Below are 23,232 nucleotides of genomic sequence, written 5' to 3' on the forward strand. Positions count from 1 at the left end.
TCAGGGCGTGGCTACGACCGCGGCACGAACCTCTCCGTAGGCGGTCACTAGCGAAGCCAGGTCGAACGCGCGGTTCAGCCCGCTCGGGTTCGGCACGACCCACGCGTGTGCGCCGCCAAACAGGTCGGCCTGTGGTCCCCACTGGATATTGCGCGAGCCCGACATCGCCGAGATCGCCATCTTGCCGAGGAAAACAACGTGACGCGGCGCGTATCGCTCTATCTTCCGCCGGAAAGTCTCTCCCGCCAGTTCGATCTCTTCGCGCGATAACTCGGCGGCCTGCGCAGTTGGTCGTGCGACCACGGTGGTGAGGCCGTACCCATAGCGAAGAATCGTGCGATCGTTTTCGGGGCGAATTTGTTCTGACGTAAAGCCTGCGAGATGAAGCACGCGCCAGAAACGATTCCCTCTGCCGTCGAAGTGATGCCCCGACGACGCTGCCCGCACGCCCGGGTTGATTCCGCAAAATACAACCGACAGGCCAGGCGCAAGAAGATCCGGCAGAGAGTGCGGGGCATCGCGGGAAGCGACGAGAGTTTCGCTCATTGAACGGTCAGCCGCTGCTCAACAGCGTTACCGGCGCGCGACTCGCTACCAGCATCGCCGCGAAATCGTTGCCGGTACTGTTTCGGTGTGACCTCCAGCCGCCGCGAGAAAGTCGTGCGCATATGCGTGGCGCTGCGAAAGCCGCATTTGAATGCCACGGTCTTGAGCGGCGCATCCGACTCCTCGAGTAACTTTCTCGCAGTGTCGACCCGAACCTGCTCGACGAATACCGACGGCGTGACGTTCGCGTACTTCTCGAATAATCGCGAGAAGGTCCGACGGCTTACTGCAACCGCGCCCGCGAGCTGTTCGATCGACAGCACGTCGGTGATATGGTCGGTCACGTAGCGGTGGATTTTGCCGATAATCGGATCTTCATCGCTGCCCGCTCCAATGTACGGACTGTATTGCGACTGCCCGCCCTCGCGCTGGATGTAGACGACCAGACGTTTTGCAACACGCACGGCCAGTTCGTGTCCCCAGTCTTCCGCGACCAGCGACAGGCACAGATCGATTCCAGCCGTCACACCTGCAGACGTGAAGAGGCGCCCATCGCGAACGAAAATCTTGTCTGGCTGAACGCTTACCTGCGGGAATTCCTGCGCAAGCCGGCCGGCGTCAGCCCAATGTGTCGTCACCTCCTTGCCGTCGAGCAGTCCCGCGTGCGCGAGCACGAATGCTCCATTGCAGACGGAGCCAAAGCGCGTCGCGTCGTGGGCCTGCTTCAGCAGCCACGTGAGAAATTCAGCAGGCGGCCTGATGTCCGGAAGCTGTGGACCGCCGGCGATCAGCAACAGGTCCCAACGCGTATCGATATCCGCATAGCCAAACGGCACCGAAAGTTGCATCCCGTTCGAGCAGACCACCGCACCAGCTCGCGGGCCCACGAGAGAAACCTCGTATTTCTGCTGCCCGGAGAGGAACGTGTTTGCTTCCGCAAATACGTCGAGAGGGCCCGCCACATCGAGCGCCTGCACACCATCGAATATAACAATGGCGACTTTCATGCCGTGACCTTGTTGGATTAAATGAGCCTGTTCAATACCGGCGGTTTATCAGCACCGAGCCGAAGGGCTGGTCGGGCCGACTAGCCTCTATTGAAGAGCGATGGCCCAGATTACCCCAATGTCCTGAAAACGGTGACTCACTAGCCGGCAATTGACTTTTGCGTCTGTGTAATGAAAGACGGCCTCGGGGAACGTCGCGCGGACCGACGTCGTTAGCCGGGAACGGCATGCAGCGTGGCCTCTGCGAGTCCGCTGGCACAAAATCAAGCCCGTTTGGCCGGGTACTGAGACATCCGCCAGTTTGCACGTCCGGGCCGGCTGACTAGACTGGAACACCCGAATACGGCGACATCCGCTGCACCAGAATTTGCGGAGCAGGTTGCTTCGCGACCATCGGCGAAGACGCTTTCATCATGTTGAACGCGCGACGTATAAGTTGCCGCCACACGAGCGAGGCGCGACCGTTCGTCGTCGACAGATTCCCGGAGTAATGGCATATGCATGTTGCGATGATGCTGTACACAGGCTTCCGGCTGCTCGAAGTGAGTGGGCCAATGGATGTTTTCCACGAGACGAATCGCCTGTGCGGAGAAACGATGTATGAACAGCATCTCGTAGGTCCATCACTGGGACCCGTTCAATGTTCGAGCGGCATTTCGGTAGATACAACGGAATGCTTGCGGGATGCACTTCCTTCATTCGATATCGTCGTCGTACCGGGTTCTCCAATGGCCGACCCGGGGCGGCTGCATCACGAACTCGTGGATTGGCTCAGCGATGCGGGACGTGGCGTCCGAAGGCTCGCCTCGGTATCCAACGGAGCCTGTCTGCTCGCACGCGCCGGCCTGACCGATCCGCGTTGCGGACGAGATGGCCAGCTCTACTTGTCGCGAGGCGCCACCGACAGTATCGAAATGGCGCTACGCCTGGTCAGCCAGGATCTGGGAGAGGAGACCGCGTTAGGCGTTGCGAAGTCACTCTCACGCCAGTGCAACTGGGTGCGACTTTGACGCTGCCTGGATCTGGCAATCGCTGCCCACAGGACCGGCTACCATCAGACGAATTTCCTCATTCCATGATCGATGACAATCTGATTTACAAGGCACTCGCGAATCCGTTTCGCCGCGATATCCTGAAGTGGCTGAAGACACCGGATCAATACTTCACGAGCGGGTATGTCGATGTCGGGCGCGGAGTACCGTTGAACGCGATTCTCGCGTTGAGTTGCCTGTCGCAATCTACCGTATCGGCGCATGTCACGGCATTGATCGAGGCGAGACTGCTCGTGTCCACCCGCGTCAGTCAGTGGCTATTTCTGACGCGCAACGAGGAAGTCATTCGTGCCTTTACGGCGGGACTCGGCAGTCATCTTTAGCCGATAAGCGCGGAGTCGCTCGCCCGTCTCCTATCAGATGATGCGGGTCATTCAGACACAGCGCGAATTTCCAGAAAAGTCCCCACCAAACCTTTCAACTCCCCTTCTGCAAAATCCCGTCAGGGCGTTTAGACATGCCTTCTGGCGCGTCTTGTTGCAGTGACGAGATGACGCAAGCTGTAACCGGTAAGAAGTGTGGGCCGGCACTAGTGAAAGCGCTCCCACTCGTCGACGCTCGCTAATTAACATACCTTATTAACCAACCTGTTCATATTAAGAGATCGATCATCACAGCTCCACGCACGAACCTTAGCCGTTAAAAACACACAAATTGCCTGCATTTAGCCGAAATTATCAGTTTTGCGCTCAACAAGGCGAAGCCGTCTTTTTTGTATTAAAATGTACGAACTAGTTAGTTGCTAGCACAAAACGTGAGTGCTGTGACTCATCCGCGTCAACGTCACGCAGCCCACGGAAACTGGGCCGATGCACATGCGCACTGCTTCGTCCAACCTTCGCGAGCCACCCGTTCGCCCGATCAGCCTGCGGTGCAATGTCCGCTCGGGCCTCGGCGAAATCAGAGGCGATGGTTAGCTTCGATCCGGTGCCGGCATCGCAATGCACGCGATGCCGCCAGCGTCACGGAGCAGACGGGACTCATCCTCGTCCAGAGTATGTGCAGCAGAACGCGATGACCTGGCGTCATCACCCGGAAGCCTTGACCGGCTTCCGGCACGAGCCGATTCATCACCGCCGGAGCCAGTGCGCGCCGGCTTTACGACCTGGCCCATGCACGCCGCCGCAATTCGGGCGACCGCTTGCATGCGCTATTTTTTGCGTATTAATGAAGACAAGTAATGTCCAAGCAAACTCAAACTAAGCCACCATCTACGGCGGCCCGTGTCGGCCTGTCCGTCGTGGGTGGAGTGGGCCTTCTGCTCGGCCTGTATTTCGCCATCGGCGGCGGCATGCTGATCGCCCGCGGCGGCAGCTGGTACTACCTGCTGATGGGCCTCGCCGTCTGCGCGGCCGGCATCCAGTTCGCGCGCCGCCGCTCGAACGCCTACCTGATCTTCATCGTCGCGGTCATTGCAACTGCGCTGTGGGCTCTCTGGGAAAGCGGTATCGACTTCTGGCCGCTGCAAGCTCGCATCTTCATGTTCACGATGCTGGCAATGGTGCTCGCGCCGGTCTATCCGGCGCTGCGCCGTTTCGAGGGCAAGAGTTCTGCGAAGGGCTTTGCGTGGACGGTCGGCGTCGTGCTGCTCGCCTGCAATGCACTGTTCGTGTATGGCATGTTCATTCCGCACGGCACGTTCGGCACCGAGTCGAGCGCCCCTCTCGCGAGAAATCACACCGGTGGTGGCGACTGGTCCGCGTACGGCCACTCGGCTGGCGGCGACCGCTTCGTCGGCATTCCGCAGATCAATCGCGACAACGTGAAGGATCTGCAGGTTGCGTGGACCTATCACACCGGCGACGTGCCGCTCAGCCCGACCGGCGGCGGCGCGGAAGATCAGGAAACTCCGTTGCAGGTTGGCGATACGCTTTACGTGTGCTCGCCGCACAACACGGTAATCGCGCTCGACGCCGCGAGCGGTCACGAAAAGTGGCGTCATGCATTCCCGAGCAAGACGACCGTCTGGGTGCGTTGCCGCGGCCTCGCGTACTTCGATACGACGAAGCCGGTGCAACAGCCGAGTGTCAGCGGTTCGACGCCGATCACGCCGGTTGCGTTGCCGGCTGACCAGGCCGTCTGCCGTCGCCGCATCTTCATGAACACGATCGACGCCCGTCTCGTCGCGCTCGACGCGGACACCGGCAAGCTCTGCCCGGACTTCGGTCAGAACGGCATGATCGATCTGAAGGCAGGTCTCGGCAGTGCGACCGACCCACTCTATGAACTGACCTCCGCGCCGACCGTCGCGGGCACGACCATTGTGGTCGGCGGCCGCGTCGCGGACAACGTGTCGCTCGACATGCCGGGCGGCGTGATCCGCGGCTTCGACGTGATCACCGGCGCGATGAAATGGGCGTTCGACCCGGGCAATCCGCAGGACAAGCAGGCGCCCGCAGCAGGCAAGACATTCACGCGCTCGACGCCCAACGTGTGGGCGCCGATGTCGTACGACGCGACGTCGAACACGGTGTACATGCCGGTCGGCAATGCGGCAATCGACCTGTGGGGCGTGAAGCGCACGTCGCTCGACGAGTCGTACGGTGCGTCGATCCTCGCACTCGATGCGACGACCGGCGTTGAAAAGTGGCACTTCCAGACCGTCCACCACGATCTGTGGGACTACGACGTGCCGATGCAGCCGACGCTGATCGACTTCCCGGTCGAAGGCGGCAAGACGGTGCCGGCGCTGGTGGTCGGCACGAAGATGGGTCAACTGTTCGTGCTCGACCGTCTGACCGGCAAGCCGCTGACGAAGGTCGTCGAACAGCCGGTGAAGACCGCGACGATCCCGGGCGAGCCGTACTCGAAGACCCAGCCAGTGTCTGTCGGCATGCCGCAGATCGGCGCGGAAGTGCTGAAGGGCTCGGACATGTGGGGCATGACGCCCATCGACCAGATGATGTGCCGGATCATTTTCCACGGCATGCGTTATGACGGTAAGTTCACTGCACCGGACACCGACACGTCGCTCAGCTTCCCCGGCTCGCTCGGCGGGATGAACTGGGGTGGTCTGTCGTATGACCCGGACGCGGGCATGATCTTCGTGAACGACATGCGCCTCGGTCTGTGGGTGCGCCTCGTCAAGGAAGCGACTCGCAGCGGCACGTCGGACGGTAACGAAGCTGTGAACGCGGGCATGGGCGCGGTACCGCTCGGCGGCACGCCGTACTCGGTGACCAAGGACCGCTTCTTCTCGCCGCTGGGCATTCCTTGCCAGAAGCCGCCGTTCGGCAGCCTGACGGCAATCGACCTGAAGACGCGCAGCGTCGCGTGGCAAGTGCCGCTCGGCACGGTGAGCGACACCCGCCTCGCCGGCGTGCAGATGCACATGCCGGCCCCGATCGGGATGCCGACAATCGGCGGCTCGCTCAGCACCGGCGGCGGCCTCGTGTTTTTCGCCGCGACCCAGGACTACTATCTGCGCGCGTTCGACAGCTCGACCGGCAAGGAAGTCTGGAAGGCTCGTCTGCCCGTGGGCAGCCAGGGCACGCCGATGAGCTATCAGGTCAACGGCCGCCAGTACATCGTGATCTCGGCGGGCGGCGCACGTCAGTCGCCGGATCGTGGCGACTACGTGATCGCCTACGCGTTGCCGCAATAACTCGCGACGCGAGAGCCTGAAGCGCGGTTAGCTTTTCACGCGCTTCAGCGCACGCAATCCTGGCAACGGCATGCCGTCGACGCAGTTCCGCGTTGGCCGCATGCCGTTTTTTCTTGCGATCCCCGCAGCGCATTGCGTGCGGTTCTTTTTCAGCTTTTATGAACGACTCACCAATCGCGCCGTATGCCGCGCGCCGTGAAGCCTCGCCTTTACGTCACCCGCTTCGCGAACCCGCAGGATCACGCACCGCGCTGCGCGCGCTCAGCCGATTCGCCCAACGTAGCTCGGCAATGCTGGCCGTGTTCGCCGCATCCGCGGTGACGGCCCACGCGCAAAGCTCGGTCACGCTGTACGGCGCGATCGACACCAGCATCGAAATCACCAACCCCGGCGCGGGCTACGTTGCGCGCATGGACTCCGGCGCCTATCGCGGCTCACGCGTCGGCGTGCGCGGCGCGGAAGACATCGGCAACGGCGTCAAGATTCTGTTCGACCTGGAAAACGGTTTCAGCTCGAGCAATGGTTCGCTCGCCGTCGCCGGCTCGATCTTCAATCGTCAGGCCTGGGTCGGCGCATCGACGCCCTACGGCACGGTCCGCGTGGGCCGTCAGTATTCGCCGATCTACATTCCGTTCAAGGGACAACTCGACGCGTTCGGCGCCGGCACGATCGCCTCGGGGCTCGACAATCTGTCGAAGATCACCCCGTACGAGAGCAACGCAATCACGTATCTGTCGCCCGAATTCCACGGCTTCTCGACGACGTTGATGGCCTCGCTGCGCGACTCCACCGACGGTGACGGCAACGGCGTCGCCGCCCACATCGAAACGCTCGCGTGGCGCAACGGACCATTCCGCATTTCCTACGCGCATCAGCAGACGCACGGCGACGGCGCGTTGCGCGCCAATCTCGGCGGCGTCTCTTATGTGTACGGACCCGTCACCGGATTCCTGTCATTCTTCAACGGCGACGGCGGCACGCCGCGCTATCACAACGACGGCGCGTCGGTGTCGGCGCGCTATGCGCTCAGCGACCGCTTCCGCGCGTCGCTCGGCTACACCTACATGCGCGACCGCTCGGGAGGCGACGACAACGCCGACCAGTTCAGCGCCGCGTGCGAATACGATCTGTCGAAACGTGTGCTGCTTTATGCGAGTGCGGGCTGGCTGCGCAATCGCGGCGACGGCGAAATGACGCTGAAAGGGGTGAACGTCACCGGGCTTACGCCGTCGTGGCCCGGCGCGAGCGTGCGAGGCGTGCAGTTCGGGATGATTAACCGCTTCTAGGCGATGCGCGGATGAAGTCAGGGCGTGCCGCCGGCAAGCACTCGCACACAGGCTTACATAGCGCCTGTCAAATCAGCCGCGCTCACCCGTTGCCTGTCCGCGCTTACAGATAACACTCGCCATCGAGATACGCTTTGCGCCAGCGCGTGATCGTCACGCGCTCGAACAATCCGGCCAGAAAGAACGGATCGGCAGCGATAAATTGTTCGGCTTCGTCGCGCGTTTCCAGATCGACGACATACACGCCGCCGCCCGCGCCACTGCCGTCGTCGTTCAGCTTCGCGCCGCAGGCAAGCAGCAGCGCCTTGTGCTTTTCCAGAAACGCCAGGTGCGTGTCGCGCTCGCGAGCGCGCATGTCGGCGTGACCCGGCTTATCGAATGTTTCGATGATGTAGGGCATGCGACTCCTTTCAGTTCGACGCAATAGCGGACGGGTGCTGCGCCAGCGGCGTGACGTCGAGCACCATATAAGGAAACAGCGGCAACGCACTGAGCAGCGTATGCAGCTCGTCGTGCGACTCCACGTCGAATACGCTGTAATTCGCGTACTGGCCGGCGACGCGCCACAAATGGCGCCACTTCCCTTCGCGTTGCAGATTTTGCGAGAACGCTTTTTCTTCGGCTTTCAGACGATCGGTGAGCGCCGTGTCGGCGTCGGCAGGAATCTGAACCTGCATGTGAACGAGATACAGCATTCGAACCACTCCATTGCATTGAACAGGCCGCCTTTGCGGGCGGCCATGTGTTGACTCAACCCCAGGCGAGAACCGCCACCGTGTACACAATGCCGATCCAGAACATCATGATCACCGTATATCCCATGATGTCCTTCAGTTTCAGCTTCGATAGCGCGAGCGCCGGCAGAATCCAGAACGGCTGGACCAGATCGTTCCACGCATTGCCGAGCATCACGGCCGTCGCGGTATGTCCCACCGAAGCGCCGATCGACTTGGCCGCCTCGATCATGAACGGCCCCTGAATCACCCAGTGACCGCCGCCCGACGGCGCGAAGAAGTTGATGAAGAACGAACTGACCAGCCCCCAGAACGGCAACGTGGCGGGCGTCGCGATCTTCACGAAGAAATGCGAGAACGTGTTCACCAGACCCGACGACGCCATGATCGCCATGATCCCCGCGTAAAACGGATACTGCAGAATGATGCCGCTAATCGTCCTGATACCTTCGTTCAGTTTCTCCACGTAACGAATCGGCGTACCGAGCAGAATGATGCCGAGGAACAGGATGATGAAGTTGATCAGGTTCAGATCCATCGAACCGCCGCCGTGGAAGTACAGCACCACGTAGACCACGCCGATTGCGCCGATCACATAGCTCAGCAGGCGGCTGTTGTTCAGGCGATTGGCGATTGTATTGCTTTCGTCGATATCGACGGCCGGCGTCGCCGTTTTCGGTGCCTCGTTCAACGCGCGGTCGATTTCCGTCACGGGCTGCCCCGGCTTCGGATGCAGCCACGCATTCAACAGCGGCAGCGTGATAATGACAACGAGGCTCGTCAGAAGCATCGCGGGCGAGAAGATGGTTTCCGACAGCGGAATCACGCCCATCTGCGCTTCCATCGGATGCCCTTTGGTCGAGATCAGCACCGGAATACTTGCCGACAAACCGAGACCGTACATCGTAAATCCGCTATAGGCCGACGCGATGATCAACGGGTAGTGCACGCCCTTGATGCTCAGCGCGAGCTTGCGCGCGACGATGCCGCCGATCACGAGGCCGAAGCCCCAATTCAGATAACTGCCGATCCCGCCGACCAGCGTGGCGACGATCACCGCCATGCGCGGATCGTGCACGCGTGCGACGAGACGATCGAGGAAGCGCTCGGTAAGCGGCGCGGTGGCGAGCACGTAGCCCATCGCCAGAATCACCGCCATTTGCGTGGTGAACGCAAGCAGTGCCCAGAAGCCCTTGCCCCAACTCAGCGTGAGCGCGCTGACCGCCTGCCCCTGAACCAGCACGGCGAGAATCATCGTGAGCAACGTGAGGCCGATGGCGAACACGAACGGATCGGGCAGATACTTACGCATCAGCTCCGTGAAGAAAGCGGTGATTTTCTGCATGTGACTGTCTCTGGCTTGGTCAAATATATTTATCGGGTCATGCGGTGATACAGCGAATGAAGCTGGGTCTTACGGATACTCCCTACGATTCGTTTTGCGCGGAGTCTTTGCGATAACGCGTCAAGCCCATCAATGCGCGGTCGCGCCACGCGACGCGTTCTTCCCACTGTTCGAGCGGCATCGCGCTGCGACGCGCGGCTTCCACTGCAGCGACGAGTTCCGGTGTCCACGGATCGCTCTGGCCGCGTTCTGCGCCCATACGCGCATACGACGGCCCCATCTTCTGTGCATGCGAAGCGATGCCGCCGCGCGTGTTCAGATCCGCCGTCTCGAACGGGCCGATCACGGACCAGCGCAATCCGAGACCTTCACGCACCACGGTGTCCACATCGTCGACGGACGCAATGCCATCGCGCACGAGGCAATACGCTTCGCGTAGCAACGCGCCTTGCAGCCGGTTGAAAATGAAACCTTCCACTTCTTTGGCCACGCGAACTGGCTTCAGGCCCGCTTCGGTGTAGAGACCGATTGCACGCGTGACGGCCGCGTCGTCGGTAAAAGGCGCGGGCACGATTTCGACCACGGGAATCAGATACGGAGGATTGCCCGGATGCGCGACGACGCAGCGTCCGCGACCCGGCAGCGTTTCATCGACAAAACGCGACGCCGCGAGAAACGACGACGCACTCGCCAGAATCGCGTGCGGTGGCGCAGCGCAATCGAGTTCGATAAACAACTCGCGCTTGAGCGCTTCGTTTTCCGGCGCGCACTCCTGCACGAGATCGGCGTCTGCGGCGGCCGCTTCCAGGCTCGCTACGATTTCGACACGGGCGGCGATATCGTGGGAGGCTTCATCGAGCAAACCGAAATGCGTCAACTCGTTCAGGCGCTGCATGATTTCTGCAAGCGCGAGATCGCGCCGCCCGGCGGCCGGATCGAACAGACGCACCTGCCAGCCCGCCCGTGCAAACACCACCGCGAACGCAATGCCGATACTGCCCCCGCCCACAATGCCCGCCCGCCGCGCCGCCTGTGCGTTCATGCTCACACTCCCGCGACGCCGACGGTCATGCCGCCGCACACGTACAGCACCTGGCCGGTCACGAAGCCGCTGCGCGCATCCAGCAGATACGACGCGGCGTGCGCGATATCGTCCGGCATCCCGACGCGTTTGACCGGCACGCTTTCGATGATCGCGCGTGTACGCGGTGCATCCGGCGGATTCGCGCGATCGAACAACTCGGTGCGGATCGGGCCGGGACCGATCGCATTGGCGGTGACGCCGAACGCGCCGAGTTCGAGCGCCCACACGCGCGTCATGCCGATCAACGCGGCCTTGGTCGCCGAATACGCGGTGCGCAATTCCTTGCCGAGCGCCGCGCGCGACGACATATTCACGATCCGGCCGAAACCCGCCGCCTTCATGCCCGGCAACAACGCCTGCATGCATTGCAGCGAACAGCGCACGTTGAGCGCCCACGCACGTTCGAGTTCTTCGGCCGATTGCTCTTCGGCGCTCGCCGGCACCACCACGCCGACGTTGTTCACGAGGCGCGTGATGGGACCATCCGCGAGTGCTTGTGCGAGCGCGTCGGCGGTCGCCTGCTGGTCCGACAGATCGGCGATCAATCCATTGCCGACGCGATCGATCACGACCACGTCGTAACCGTCTTCCCTGCAACGTTCAGCGCACGCAGCACCGATGCCGGCGGCACCGCCGGTAATCAAAACTCGTTCTTTGGCCATGTTCCGGATTCAGGGTGATAAAGAGGAAAGACTCAGACGGTGGCGAGCGGCGTGACAGGCGAACCCATCGCGCCGGGCAGACGGAGCGGCGGCGCGGTCAGCATAAAATGCGAGCGGCCATTTGCGCGCAGCCACGCGGCGAGATCGCGCAGATACCAGAGTTCGCCGAGCGGCAAACCGAGTTTGAAGAGGCAATGGTGATGCAGCGGCATCAGCGGATGGTCGCCCGGCGTGGCCGGGGCGCGTGCGGGATAGCGCTCCACCGCGTAATTGTCCGCGGCGAGGGCAGCGATGCCGGAATCGGTGATCCATTGCAGCAGCCGTTCGTCGCGGCCGTCGAGTGCGCAGCAGTGGCTGTCGAGCACCGCTTCGTCGGGCTGGCGGTTCATCTCCAGCACCATCTCGGCGAAGCCGGTGCGGAGCACCAGCATGTCGCCGCGCTCGATCTCGACGCGATCGGCTTCGATGGCAAACATCAGATCGTCGTAGCCCACCGTGCGATGTTCGCGCGCAAAGTGCGCCACCAGGTCGACTAGCACGCCGCGTCCCTGCATGCCCTTCACCGCGAGATTTTCGATGCCGAGCACGTCGGCGTGACTGTGTTCGCCGCCGCACGCGTGCGCTGCAAAGCCTTCGTTCGCGCGATATTCGACCGGGCCGACAATATCTTCGTTGGCGCGATAGCCGTTGTAGTAGACGCTCTCGGGCACGCCGTCGCCGTCCGCGTCGAAGCGCGCGCCCACGTGCGCGAGCGAGTCCCATTGCGTCGAGTATTGCAGGCTCAGTAGCACCTGGTCGTCGCTGACCACATCGGTCGCGCCCGCTTCGTTGCGCGCGAACGGGAAGTTGACGTAAGGCAGGCCGTCCCTGAAAGTCGGCCGCAGCACGGGCGGATGTCGGCGCACGTTCAGCTTGTTGTCGCCGGGAAAATCGAGCGGCAACGACAGGCAAAAACTCAAACCCGCGCGGATTTCACGCGCGCCCTTGAGGACCTGTTGCGTGCCGATCAGATTCGGCCTGCCGAGTTGGTCGTCGGGACCGAAGTCGCCCCAGTTCGATCCTTCGGGTTTGTTCTTCCAGCGCATGTCAACTTCCTATGGCAATCCAGGCTGCGTGTTTTGTCCATGTGCGGACCGCGAACAGCGGACAGTGAAGCACTCCGTCACGCGAGCAGGGCGGGCGGAATCTGGCCGTAAATTTCAAGCAGCGCTTCGACCGCGCGCGCTTCGTTTTTCAGCAACCGCGCTTTCGGGCCGCCGATCACGAGCGCGAACGCCTCGCCGTGAATCAGGAACCCGCGCGCCAGCCCCGCCACGTCTTCGACGTTCTCGCCGGTCGAGCGATGCCAGCCTTTTTTCACGCCCTCTTCCACTTCGATCTCGAGCGTCTTGCGATCGATCACCGAACCGTCGGTCGATGCGGTCAACGGTTCGCAACTGTCGAGCAGCCTGCGGCGCGCATCCACCGACAGCGCGCCGAGCAAGGCCTTGCCGGCCGCGCTCGCATGCACGTACATGAAGCCGCCGGGTTTGTCGCTGTAGCGGATCTTTTGCCGCGACTCCATCACGTCGAGGTAGACCACGCGATTTCCGGCCAGCGTCGCAAGCGCCGCGGTTTCGCCGGTGGCGTCGCGTAGCGAAGTGAGCAACGGCTGGAACAGCAACGTCAACGGGTCTTCGCTGCAGATGTCGCGGGCGACATGCAGCAGCCGTTGCGTCGGGTAGTAACCCGCCTTCACGCCCGGCGCGTACAGGTAGCCCTTGGCCACCATGGTCTGCAAAAGCGCGTGACAACTCGACAGCGGGATCTCGGTGCGACGCGCGATCTCGCTGTAAATCATGGGTTGCCGCACTTCGGCAAAGAGGTTTATCACGTCAAAGACGCGCACTGCAGTTTTCACATCCATGACAACATTATCGACATATCGATACCAAGATTACAATGGGTTGACGGGTTTACACCTACTCGCTCGATGTTTTCAATTAAGCGGACGCAGGGTAATCACTTAATTGACGCGTCTCACGGGCCGTCCCTATAGTCGCGCTTTCCGTTCGCTAACGGACCTTACGTTCTTTTAGCGAACAAATTGCAGACGGACATCAAGTCCGCAACGTGCATTCGCGACACAAAACCGGAGACGTACCAGGATGGCGCTCACGCTCGACACGCAGCACCGCAACGCCCGCAAAGCGGGGATTGCCTCTTTCGTTGGGACAACGATCGAATGGTATGACTTCTACGCGTACAGCACGGCGGCGGCGCTTGTGCTCGGCAAGATATTCTTCCCGACAACGTCCGCGCTAGCCGGCACGCTCGCGGCTTTTGCGACTTTCTGGGTGGGCTTCCTGGCGCGGCCAATCGGCGGGATCATTTTCGGCCACCTCGGCGACAAGGTCGGCCGCAAGAAAACGCTGATCATCACGCTGATGCTGATGGGATGCTGCACGACCGGCATGGGCTTGCTGCCCACCTATAACCAGGTCGGGCTGCTCGCTCCGGCTCTGCTGATTCTGCTGCGCTTGATGCAGGGCATTGCGATGGGCGGCGAATGGGGTGGCGCGGTGGTGCTGTCGTCGGAACATGCGCCGAAGGGCAAGGAGATTCTTTATTCCGCGTTCGCGCAGCAAGGTTCGCCTGCGGGCAATCTGCTGGCTACCGTCGCTTTCCTGCTGACCTCGATGCTGCCGGATCACCAGTTCATGACGTGGGGCTGGCGTATTCCGTTTCTGTTCTCGGCACTGCTGGTCGTGGTGGGCATGTTCATTCGGATGAGCGTCGACGAATCACCGGCCATGCAGGAATTGAAGGACAAAAACAAGGTGGCGAAGCTGCCGATCGGCGAAGTCCTGCGTAACCACAAAGGGCTGGTGGCGATGGGCGTGGGCGCTTGCGTGATCGGCCTGTCGGCGACTTACTTCAAGACGACGTTTGCGCTGTCGTGGGCTGTCACGAGCATCGGTTTCGACCGCACGCAGTTTCTCACGGTGATTACCGGGGCGATCGTTGTGCAACTCATCGTGCAACCGTTCGGCGCGGTGCTTGCCACGAAAATGGACCTGAAAAAAGCGGTCATTTACATGCTGGTGCCGGAAATCGTCGCGCTGCCGTTGATGTTCTCGCTGATCGCCACCGGATCCACCAAACTCGCGATGCTCGGCATGGCGCTCGCTTCGATTCCGCATTCGCTGTACTACGCGGCAATGGCCGGCATCCTCGCCAAATCGTTTCCGGTTCAGGTGCGCTACACGGGTATTTCGCTTTCCTACCAGATTTGCGGCATGGTGTTCGCAGGCACGACGCCAATTCTCGGACAGTACCTGCTCGGCGCAACCGGATCGATTCTTTCGGTCGTCGCGCTGGGTATCCTTCATGTGCTGATTACGCTGTTCTGCGCGCTCGGTTTGATCACGCGCATGCATCAGGAAGGGGCGCGCGACGCGGCGCGTTCGGCGGCGCTGGCGGAGGTTTGATGGGTGCGGGGCGGCTGCGGTGAGAGTAGGCAGTAGATATGGCGGAAGGGGCGCGGGCGAGTTGAATTGCTCGCGAAACACTCGCAAAAAGGATGGGCTAGCAGCTTAAAAGTCATTTCTGAACGCGGGTGGTTTCAGTGAAAATGCAGGAGCAAGGTGTCGTGCCGGACCTGGCATGCCCCATGCGTACACCCTCACTGTTCGCAACCGTGCTCTTCCGCTCCCGACCGACATGGACACTCCCCGCAAAAAGCCCCGCTCTGCCTCCTCGTCTTCCGGCGCTCGTCCTGGCTTTGTCAGCGTGCGTGGCGCCCGGGAACACAATCTGAAAAATGTCGATGTAGAGATTCCGCGCGATGCGCTCGTCGTGTTCACCGGCGTGTCGGGCTCGGGCAAATCGTCGCTCGCGTTCGGCACGCTTTACGCGGAGGCGCAGCGGCGCTATTTCGAATCGGTCGCGCCGTATGCGCGACGCCTGATCGAACAGGTCGGCGTGCCCGAAGTCGACGCGATCGAAGGCTTGCCGCCCGCCGTCGCCTTGCAGCAGCAACGAGGCACACCGGGCGCGCGATCATCGGTGGGCAGCGTGACGACCCTATCGAGCCTCGTACGCATGCTGTATTCGCGAACCGGTGACTATCCGCCGAAACAGCCGATGCTGTTCGCCGAAGATTTCTCGCCGAACACAGTGCAAGGCGCTTGCCCAGTTTGTCACGGGCTGGGACGCGTGTATGAGGTCACGGAGAAATCGATGGTGCCCGACGACTCGCTCACCATCCGCGAGCGCGCGATTGCCGCATGGCCGCCCGCATGGCACGGACAGAATCTGCGCGACATCCTGGTGACGCTCGGCTACGACGTCGACACGCCCTGGCGCGATCTGCCGAAAAAAACGCGCGACTGGATTCTCTTCACCGATGAACAGCCGACGGTGCCCGTCTACGCCGGTCTGACGCCGAAGGAGACCCGCGCTGCTCTCAAACGCAAGGACGAGCCGAGCTATCAAGGCACGTTCACGGGCGCGCGCCGCTACGTGCTCCACACCTTCGCGAACACCCAGAGCGCGCTAATGAAAAAGCGCGTGTCGCAGTATATGGTCGGCAGCGCTTGCATGGCTTGCCACGGCAAACGGCTCAAGAAAGAAGCGTTGTCGGTGAAATTCGCCGGGCTCGACATCGGCGAATTTTCGCAGTTGCCGCTCGCCGGACTCGCCGCGATTCTGCAGCCGATCGCACGCGGCGAATGGCCGGAGCCGGTTACGGCGACGTCCCGCGCAGCCAGCGTGCTGAGCAGAAGCGCCATGCGCGATGCCGTCGACAAACGCGTCGCCGCCGGAGGCTCCGCGCACAAGGCGTCGCCCGATGTGCGCCGTACGCCGAATCTGTCCGATGAGAAGCGACTCGCGGCGCAGCGCATCGCGGCCGAACTGCTGGAACGCCTGACTGCGCTGGTGGATCTTGGCCTGGGTTATCTCGCGCTGGAGCGCAGCACGCCCACGCTGTCGTCCGGTGAGTTGCAGCGTTTGCGACTGGCCACGCAACTGTCTTCACAACTCTTCGGGGTCGTGTACGTGCTCGACGAGCCATCCGCCGGTTTGCATCCCGCCGATGGCGAAGCGCTTTTCAGCGCATTGCAGGAACTGAAAGCGGCGGGCAATTCGCTGTTCGTCGTCGAGCACGATTTGCAGATGATGGAACGCGCCGACTGGCTGGTCGATGTCGGCCCGGCGGCCGGCGAAGCCGGCGGTCATATCGTTTATAGCGGGCCGCCTGCGGGCCTCGCTGCGGTTGAAGCGTCGCAGACGCGGCGGCATCTGTTCGCGCCGCCGGCACTCATCGAGCGCACCGTGCGCGACGCCGCAGGCTGGTTGCGGCTCGCCAACATCACCCTCAACAATCTGCGCGGGCTGAGCGTCGCGTTGCCGCTCGGCTGCCTGACCACGGTGACGGGCGTATCGGGGTCGGGCAAATCGAGCCTCGTGAGCCAGGCGCTGCCCGAACTGGTCGCGCGACGACTGGGAAAGACCATCGACAGTCCCGACGATGATGAACAGGACCCGCTGCTCGCCACCACGACGGCGCAGACTGGTGGCCACATCGTCGACGGCATGGAGGCGGTCCGGCGGCTCGTGCGCGTCGACCAGAAGCCGATCGGGCGCACGCCGCGCTCCAACCTCGCTACCTACACCGGCCTGTTCGACCACGTGCGCAAACTGTTCGCGGACACCCCCGCCGCCCGCAAGCGGCACTACAACGCAGGACGCTTTTCGTTCAACGTCGCGCAAGGCCGCTGCCCGACCTGCGAAGGCGAAGGCTTCGTCAGTGTCGAACTGCTTTTTCTGCCGAGCGTGTATGCCCCCTGCTCGACCTGTCACGGCACCCGCTACAACACGTCGACACTGGAAATCGCGTGGCGCGGCAAAAACATCGCTGACGTGCTGGGCCTGACTGTCGATGCAGCATGCAGCTTCTTCGCCGATGAAGCGGCAGTGATGCGTGCGCTCGACGCGTTACGCAACATCGGCCTCGGCTATTTGCGGCTCGGCCAGCCGGCCACCGAACTATCGGGCGGCGAAGCGCAACGCATCAAGCTCGCCACCGAGCTGCAACGTGCGCAGCGCGGGGACACGCTGTATATCCTCGACGAACCGACGACCGGCCTCCATCCCACCGACGTAGACCGGCTGATGGTGCAGATGCAGCGGCTCGTCGACGCGGGCAACACGGTGGTGATGGTCGAGCACGATATGCGGGTGGCCGCGCAAAGCGACTGGATCGTCGATGTCGGACCGGGTGCAGGCGACGCGGGTGGAACCATCGTGGCGAGCGGCACGCCCGCTGAAGTCGCGCGCGAAAAGGAGAGCCGCACGGCGGGGTATTTACGACGTTACGTGATTGCATGAGCCGGGAATTGGCGAGCATGGAACGGCTCGGGCGCAGTCTTACTGCGTACCCATAGCGCTTTCCTGTCGACGAACGATGCAATGTACCGCATCCGGTAGACAGGAACCGCCGTGCGCAAGAACGGCAAGCTCGCCGCTGTTCAGCGAGCACGGCTTGCCCGCGCCACGCCGTATTACGCGGTGCACATCGCAATCGCTGCTTTACAGCCTCGCAATTTCAATCGATACGGTCATGTTGTGGACCTCGCACACACTCGAACTCGTCAATACGACGGGACAGTTTCATCAACTCGACTTCATCGATATTTCAAAGCACGTGAAGTTGCAATTGATGCTGCGGGAAGGCGCGATATTGACGCGGCCTGCTGAATTTTTCATTCGTTGTATCGAGAATACGAACGAAATATTTTCGCTTCCGTTGAAATAAGGCAGGCCATGTTTTGAGTGCGAGGCTCTGCCACTTCAAAACACCAAAAAACGGCCGCTAATCAGATCGTCAAACTCATCACCGCCCCGGGCCGGGCGCTCGCCTGACTTTCCAACGCCTGCTCGATAAAGCCAATAAACGCGCGCACGCGCGCATTCAACGCCGACCGCTCGGCGACGCATGCGTAGAGGTCCATCGGCTCAGGTTCGGCATAAGCCTTATTGCGTCCATCCTGTCTGAACAACGGCACCAATCGTCCGCTGTCGATCAGCGGTTGCGCGACGAAACTCGCGAGCCGTGCGATACCGCCGCCGTTCGCCGCGATCTGCGCGAGCATGTCGATGTCGTCACAAACGAAGGCCGGATTCACTTGCGCGTCGAAGCGCAGGCCGTTCCGCACGAATCCCCACGGCAGAAAGCGACCATCGGTCGGATATCGAAACACCACGCACGCGTGGTCTTTCAGATCCTCAGGAGAGCGCGGCACGCCCGCGCGTTCGAGATACGCGGGCGACGCGCAGAACACAAACGGGCGCGACGCAATCCGCCGCGCGACCAGTCGATCATCGAGTTGCGCGGATATACGAATGCTTACGTCGATACCTTCCAGCCGATGATCGACGGGCCTATCGGTGCCGATGAGTTCAATGTCTATGCGCGGATATGCGGCCTTGAATGCCGGCATCAGCGGCGCAAGAACGTGGCGGCCGAACGCCGCCGTCGTAGCCACACACAACCGCCCTTTCGGCGACGCTTCCAGAGTTGCCGCCTGCGACGCGAGATCGATATCGCCCGGAATATGGCGCACCTTCGCGTAGTACCGTGCGCCGCTTTCGGTGAGCGCCATGCTGCGCGTGGTTCGCGAAAGCAGACGCACGCCCACGTGCGTTTCGAGCCGCGCTATGCCCTGACTGACGGCGGCGGCGCTCACACCCTGCGCGCGTGCAGCCGCTGCAATGCTGCCGGTCTCCACGACACGAATGAAGCCGTTGATCAAGCCCAGAATGTCCATTGCCCCTCGTTGCTTCTGTCGTCCATTTCGTAAATTTTACTTAAGAATGAATCAAGCATCAGAGCGCTACCGACTTGTCTGCCGGCTTGCTACGCTGGCCCTCTCTTAACCAGTCAGCACTAACGAGGTTCAATCCATGCCATCAAAAACGACATACAGTCGCCGTATTCGCTTTCCAACGGCGGCCACGCCCTATGTCTTCGCGCTTTACATGGCGACCATTATGGCGTTTCTCATGTGTCTCGTGATCACCGTCGCGGAATTCGGTATAGATGGGCATTACATGGAAAATGTGACGAATGCATATCGTGTGGCAATGCCTGCGGCGTTTGTCTGCGTGCTGATCGTGCGTCCGATAGTCGCCCGGCTCGTTGCGTGGACGGTGCATCCGCACTGATGAACTCCGCGCGTAGCGTCGAGACGTCCTTAAGCGCGAAACCTCGGTTCCGCCCAATCCGCTTTGCGCGCCGACGCGACAAATGCCTGGAGGTAGTCGATCGAGTCGTCCGACTCGCGTGTTCCAAGGAAGATCTGTTTGGCGATGCCCTTCTTGCCGAGCCGCAACGGCGTAAGCGGCATCCATCCCGCGTATTCCTCTGCCAGCCAGCGCGGCAGTGCCGCCACGCCGCGCCCGCTCGCGACCATCTGCAACATGATGTCGGTCGTTTCGATCACCTTGTGGCGCCTCGGTACAACGTTGGCGGGCGTCAGAAACTGCGTGTAGACGTCGAGCCGATCGGTTTCGACGGGATACGTAATCAGCACCTCCGAAGCAAGCTGATCGGGCGTGATGTAGGGTTCGCCCGCAAGCGGGTGCGCGTCGGCGACAACCAGCACCTGCTCATAATCGAACACCGGCTGAAATGTCAGCCCTGTCTTTTTCAACGGATCAGGCGTGACGAGCACGTCGATGTCATAGCCGAACAACGCGCCAATGCCGCCGAACTGGAACCGCTGCTTCACGTCGACATCGACATCAGGCCAGCTGGCAAGATAGGGCGACACGACCTTGAGCAGCCATTGATAGCACGGGTGACACTCCATGCCGATTCGCAGCGTGCCCCGCTCACCTTGCGCGTACTGCTTCATACGCTCTTCCGCCAGTTCGAATTGCGGCAACATCCGGTTCGCGAGGCCAAGCAGATACTGTCCGGCCTGCGTGAGTCTGAGCGAGCGTCCCTCACGCGCGCACACAGCCGTGCCCAACTGCTGCTCCAGCTTCTTCACGGTATGACTCAACGCCGATTGAGTCAGGTGCAGCTTGTCGGCGGCGGCGGTGAGCGAGCCCTGCCGCTCCACCTCCCTGATAACCATCAGATGACTACGCTCCAGCATCACGGTCTCACATGAACAGAATTGATCGATGCATGAAATAAATCCATTTTTATTCATGCAAGTAAAATTCTATCATCGCCTCCAGTTTGTTTTCTTTGGACGGCGCACAAAAAATGGTCACCACACATAATCTGGGTTTTCCGCGCATCGGCGCTAAACGCGAACTGAAGTTTGCACTCGAGAAATACTGGAAGGGCGAGTCGTCGCGTGACGAGTTGAAAGCCGTCGGCGCGCAGCTTCGCGAGCGTCACTGGAACGACCAGGCAGCGCTCGACTTCGCCCCTGTCGGCGACTTTGCGTTCTATGACCAGGTGCTGGACATGAGCTTCACGCTCGGCAATCTGCCGGAGCGCGTGCGCGATTTTCACGGCGATACGCTGGACAATTACTTCCGCGTGGCGCGCGGCCGTTCGGCTCACGGCACAGACGATCACGACGCCTGCTGCGGCGGCGTGGCGGCCGGTGAAATGACGAAGTGGTTCGACACGAACTACCACTACATCGTCCCTGAGTTCGACGCGAAAACGCAATTCTCGCTCGACCCGTCGCGCCTGCTGCAACAACTTTCGCAAGCTCGTGAGAACGGTGTCAACGCGAAGCCCGTGATCATCGGACCGGTGACGTATCTGTGGCTCGGCAAGTCGAAAGACGGCTCCGACAAGCTCGATCTGCTGCCGCGCCTGTTGCCCGTGTATGCGGCATTGCTCGACTATTTCACCGCGCAGGGTATCGAGTGGGTGCAGATCGACGAACCGGCGCTCGTCACCGAACTCGACCCGGCATGGCGCCAGGCTTTCGCCAGGGCCTATGAGGCGCTGTCGACGCGCCGCATCAAACTGCTGCTGGCAACATACTTCGGCCCGCTTCAGGACAATCTCGAACTCGCATGCAAACTGCCTGTTGACGGCATTCATATCGACGCGATCAATGCGCGCGATGAAGTCGCCAGGGTCGTCGCGCATCTGCCTGATCTGTCGGTGGTGTCGGTTGGTGTCGTCAATGGCCGGAACATCTGGAAGACCGATCTGACGGCCGCGCTGGAATGGCTTGAGCCGCTACATGGGTCGCTTGGCAACCGACTGTGGATCGCGCCGTCGTGCTCGTTGCTGCATACGCCCGTCGATCTGGATAGCGAACAGAAACTCGATGCTGAAATCAGATCGTGGCTGGCATTCGCGCTGCAAAAGCTCGACGAACTGAAGACGCTCGCCGGTGCGCTGAACAATGGCCGTGCCTGTGTCGCCGCCGCGCTTGAAGCGAACGCGGCGGCGATTGCAAGCCGCCGCGCGTCACCGCGTGTACACAACCCGGCCGTCAAAGCAGCGATTGCGCGGATCGACGCAGCACTCGGCAAACGCGTCAGCGCGTACACACAGCGTGCAGAAAAACAGGCAGCGCTTCTCACGCTGCCCGCGTTCCCGACTACGACAATCGGCTCGTTCCCGCAGACCAGCGAAATCCGCCACGCGCGCAGCCAGTTCAAGGCGGGCGAACTCGATCAGTCCAGCTATCGAACAGCGATGGAACGCGAGATCAAACGCGCGGTGCAAGAGCAGGAAGCGCTCGGTCTGGACGTGCTCGTGCATGGCGAAGCGGAACGCAACGACATGGTCGAATACTTCGGCGAGCAACTCGACGGCTATGCGTTCAGCCAGTTCGGCTGGGTCCAGTCGTATGGCTCACGCTGCGTGAAGCCGCCGATTCTGTTCGGTGATATCAGTCGCCCGAAAGCGATGACCGTCGAATGGACCCGGTACGCGCAATCGCAAACCGTCAAGCCGATGAAGGGCATGTTGACCGGCCCTGTCACGATCCTGAACTGGTCGTTCGTGCGCGATGACCAGCCGCGTTCGGTGTCGTGCTACCAACTCGCGCTGGCAATCCGCGAAGAAGTACTCGATCTGGAAAAGGCCGGTGTACGTGTGATTCAGATCGACGAAGCCGCACTGCGTGAAGGACTCCCGCTGCGCCGCACGCGATGGAATGAGTACCTGCGATGGGCGGTCGAATCGTTCCGTATCACCGCAAACGGCGTGCAGGACGAGACGCAGATTCACACTCACATGTGCTATTCGGAGTTCAACGACATCATCGCGTCGATCGCCGATATGGACGCGGACGTGATCACGATCGAAACATCGCGTTCGGACATGGAACTACTCGACGCATTCGACAACTTCAACTATCCGAACGAGATCGGCCCTGGCGTGTACGACATTCATTCGCCGAATATCCCGAGTGAGGAACACATCGTTCAATTGATGAAGAAGGCAGCTGAGCGGATTCCGGCGGAGCGTCTGTGGGTGAATCCGGATTGCGGTTTGAAGACGCGTGCGTGGGCTGAAGTGATTCCGGCGCTGACCAATATGGTCGCTGCGGCCAGAACTTTGCGCTCGGCTGCCTGATCTCACTCGAATATAAACCGGCAAACGATTGATGCCTGATCGAGAGTCGCGAATGACGGCCGCCTCCTGGCGGCCGTTTCATCTTTAGTCGTCACAGTTGCCTGTTTTAAGAAGTGGATCGCCGCCGATTTCATCGAGCATTAGCGTGATCCAGCCCAGCGGGTATTCGAGCGCGACCGGCGTACTACGACGAGTAGTGCGCATCGAAACTACAACCTGCTTTCAACTCTCGCCATGAAGCGGCAAAGAGAAAGGATTGCCTTTCTCAAGCGTAAGACTATCAATCGCTATGTCCATCCCGCTACGCAATTGATCTCCTACGACCACGGTCCGCTCCTTTCAAACCAGTCGAACGGGTCGC

The 23,232-nt window shown here is 61.3% G+C and carries 20 protein-coding genes; 9 read left to right on the forward strand and 11 right to left on the reverse strand.

Going from position 1 to position 23,232, the window contains the following annotated elements; all coding sequences use genetic code 11:
• Together mug and ABH945_RS29895 are read right to left on the reverse strand one after the other, a co-directional pair.
• A complete protein-coding gene (mug, locus tag ABH945_RS29890) occupies positions 1-546 on the reverse strand; it encodes a G/U mismatch-specific DNA glycosylase (RefSeq protein ID WP_429253033.1) in 546 nt (181 codons plus the stop codon).
• Positions 543-1,553, reverse strand: a complete 1,011-nt coding sequence (locus ABH945_RS29895) for a GlxA family transcriptional regulator (protein WP_429253034.1) — start codon at positions 1,551-1,553, stop codon at positions 543-545. The genes mug and ABH945_RS29895 overlap by 4 nt, the downstream gene beginning before the upstream one ends.
• A 497-nt stretch (positions 1,554-2,050) precedes the next feature.
• On the opposite strand from ABH945_RS29895, the gene ABH945_RS29900 reads away from it, so the two are divergent.
• The 4 genes from ABH945_RS29900 (at position 2,051) to ABH945_RS29915 (ending at position 7,495) form a co-directional block, all read left to right on the forward strand.
• Positions 2,051-2,563 (forward strand): DJ-1/PfpI family protein, encoded by a 513-nt coding sequence (locus ABH945_RS29900; RefSeq protein ID WP_429253035.1) that lies wholly within the window; start codon positions 2,051-2,053, stop codon positions 2,561-2,563.
• A gap of 65 nt (positions 2,564-2,628) precedes the next feature.
• Positions 2,629-2,928 carry an ArsR/SmtB family transcription factor gene (locus tag ABH945_RS29905; RefSeq protein ID WP_074772739.1) on the forward strand — a complete coding sequence of 100 codons (300 nt, stop codon included), beginning with the start codon at positions 2,629-2,631 and terminating at the stop codon, positions 2,926-2,928.
• Between the two features lie 857 nt (positions 2,929-3,785).
• Positions 3,786-6,209 (forward strand): membrane-bound PQQ-dependent dehydrogenase, glucose/quinate/shikimate family, encoded by a 2,424-nt coding sequence (locus ABH945_RS29910; protein WP_429253036.1) that lies wholly within the window; start codon positions 3,786-3,788, stop codon positions 6,207-6,209.
• Between the two features lie 158 nt (positions 6,210-6,367).
• A complete protein-coding gene (locus tag ABH945_RS29915) occupies positions 6,368-7,495 on the forward strand; it encodes a porin (protein WP_429253037.1) in 1,128 nt (375 codons plus the stop codon).
• A 103-nt stretch (positions 7,496-7,598) separates the two neighbouring features.
• On the opposite strand, the gene ABH945_RS29920 is transcribed toward ABH945_RS29915, so the two are convergent.
• The 7 genes from ABH945_RS29920 to ABH945_RS29950 form a co-directional block, all read right to left on the reverse strand.
• Positions 7,599-7,895, reverse strand: coding sequence for a YciI family protein (locus tag ABH945_RS29920; protein ID WP_429253038.1), 297 nt, complete (start codon positions 7,893-7,895; stop codon positions 7,599-7,601).
• A 10-nt stretch (positions 7,896-7,905) separates the two neighbouring features.
• Complete coding sequence (gene catC, locus ABH945_RS29925; protein WP_429253039.1) at positions 7,906-8,190, reverse strand: muconolactone Delta-isomerase; 285 nt, start codon at positions 8,188-8,190, stop codon at positions 7,906-7,908.
• Between the two features lie 55 nt (positions 8,191-8,245).
• Positions 8,246-9,574, reverse strand: coding sequence for a short-chain fatty acid transporter (locus tag ABH945_RS29930; RefSeq protein ID WP_429253040.1), 1,329 nt, complete (start codon positions 9,572-9,574; stop codon positions 8,246-8,248).
• Positions 9,575-9,656: 82 nt separating this feature from the next.
• The gene (locus ABH945_RS29935) at positions 9,657-10,616 is read right to left on the reverse strand and encodes a 3-hydroxyacyl-CoA dehydrogenase (protein WP_429253041.1); all 960 of its coding nucleotides are present in this window, start codon (positions 10,614-10,616) and stop codon (positions 9,657-9,659) included.
• A gap of 2 nt (positions 10,617-10,618) precedes the next feature.
• A complete protein-coding gene (locus ABH945_RS29940) occupies positions 10,619-11,320 on the reverse strand; it encodes an SDR family oxidoreductase (RefSeq protein ID WP_429253042.1) in 702 nt (233 codons plus the stop codon).
• Between the two features lie 32 nt (positions 11,321-11,352).
• A complete protein-coding gene (locus ABH945_RS29945; RefSeq protein WP_429253043.1) occupies positions 11,353-12,405 on the reverse strand; it encodes a cyclase family protein in 1,053 nt (350 codons plus the stop codon).
• A gap of 77 nt (positions 12,406-12,482) precedes the next feature.
• Positions 12,483-13,226, reverse strand: a complete 744-nt coding sequence (locus ABH945_RS29950) for an IclR family transcriptional regulator (RefSeq protein WP_429253044.1) — start codon at positions 13,224-13,226, stop codon at positions 12,483-12,485.
• A 241-nt stretch (positions 13,227-13,467) separates the two neighbouring features.
• Here ABH945_RS29950 and ABH945_RS29955 point away from each other — a divergent pair, with 241 nt between their 5' ends.
• The 3 genes from ABH945_RS29955 to ABH945_RS29965 all read left to right on the forward strand — a co-directional run bounded on the left by ABH945_RS29955 (position 13,468) and on the right by ABH945_RS29965 (position 18,119).
• Positions 13,468-14,790: an MFS transporter gene (locus tag ABH945_RS29955; protein ID WP_074772708.1), complete on the forward strand. Its 1,323-nt coding sequence runs from the start codon at positions 13,468-13,470 to the stop codon at positions 14,788-14,790.
• A 232-nt stretch (positions 14,791-15,022) separates the two neighbouring features.
• Positions 15,023-17,692 carry an excinuclease ABC subunit A gene (locus tag ABH945_RS29960; RefSeq protein ID WP_429253045.1) on the forward strand — a complete coding sequence of 890 codons (2,670 nt, stop codon included), beginning with the start codon at positions 15,023-15,025 and terminating at the stop codon, positions 17,690-17,692.
• A gap of 232 nt (positions 17,693-17,924) precedes the next feature.
• The gene (locus ABH945_RS29965; protein ID WP_429253046.1) at positions 17,925-18,119 is read left to right on the forward strand and encodes a hypothetical protein; all 195 of its coding nucleotides are present in this window, start codon (positions 17,925-17,927) and stop codon (positions 18,117-18,119) included.
• Positions 18,120-18,180: 61 nt separating this feature from the next.
• Here the strand turns inward: ABH945_RS29965 and ABH945_RS29970 are convergent, their stop codons facing one another.
• A complete protein-coding gene (locus ABH945_RS29970; protein ID WP_429253047.1) occupies positions 18,181-19,131 on the reverse strand; it encodes a LysR family transcriptional regulator in 951 nt (316 codons plus the stop codon).
• Between the two features lie 211 nt (positions 19,132-19,342).
• Here ABH945_RS29970 and ABH945_RS29975 point away from each other — a divergent pair, with 211 nt between their 5' ends.
• Positions 19,343-19,528 (forward strand): DUF2798 domain-containing protein, encoded by a 186-nt coding sequence (locus ABH945_RS29975; RefSeq protein ID WP_429253048.1) that lies wholly within the window; start codon positions 19,343-19,345, stop codon positions 19,526-19,528.
• 29 nt (positions 19,529-19,557) lie between these two features.
• Here ABH945_RS29975 and ABH945_RS29980 read toward each other — a convergent pair whose 3' ends face one another.
• Positions 19,558-20,466, reverse strand: coding sequence for a LysR family transcriptional regulator (locus tag ABH945_RS29980; protein ID WP_429253049.1), 909 nt, complete (start codon positions 20,464-20,466; stop codon positions 19,558-19,560).
• Positions 20,467-20,579: 113 nt separating this feature from the next.
• On the opposite strand from ABH945_RS29980, the gene metE reads away from it, so the two are divergent.
• Complete coding sequence (metE, locus tag ABH945_RS29985; protein WP_429253050.1) at positions 20,580-22,871, forward strand: 5-methyltetrahydropteroyltriglutamate--homocysteine S-methyltransferase; 2,292 nt, start codon at positions 20,580-20,582, stop codon at positions 22,869-22,871.
• The last annotated feature ends 361 nt before the right edge of the window (positions 22,872-23,232 follow it).

This window comes from Paraburkholderia sp. GAS333 (assembly GCF_050435665.1).
GTDB lineage: Bacteria > Pseudomonadota > Gammaproteobacteria > Burkholderiales > Burkholderiaceae > Paraburkholderia > Paraburkholderia fungorum_A.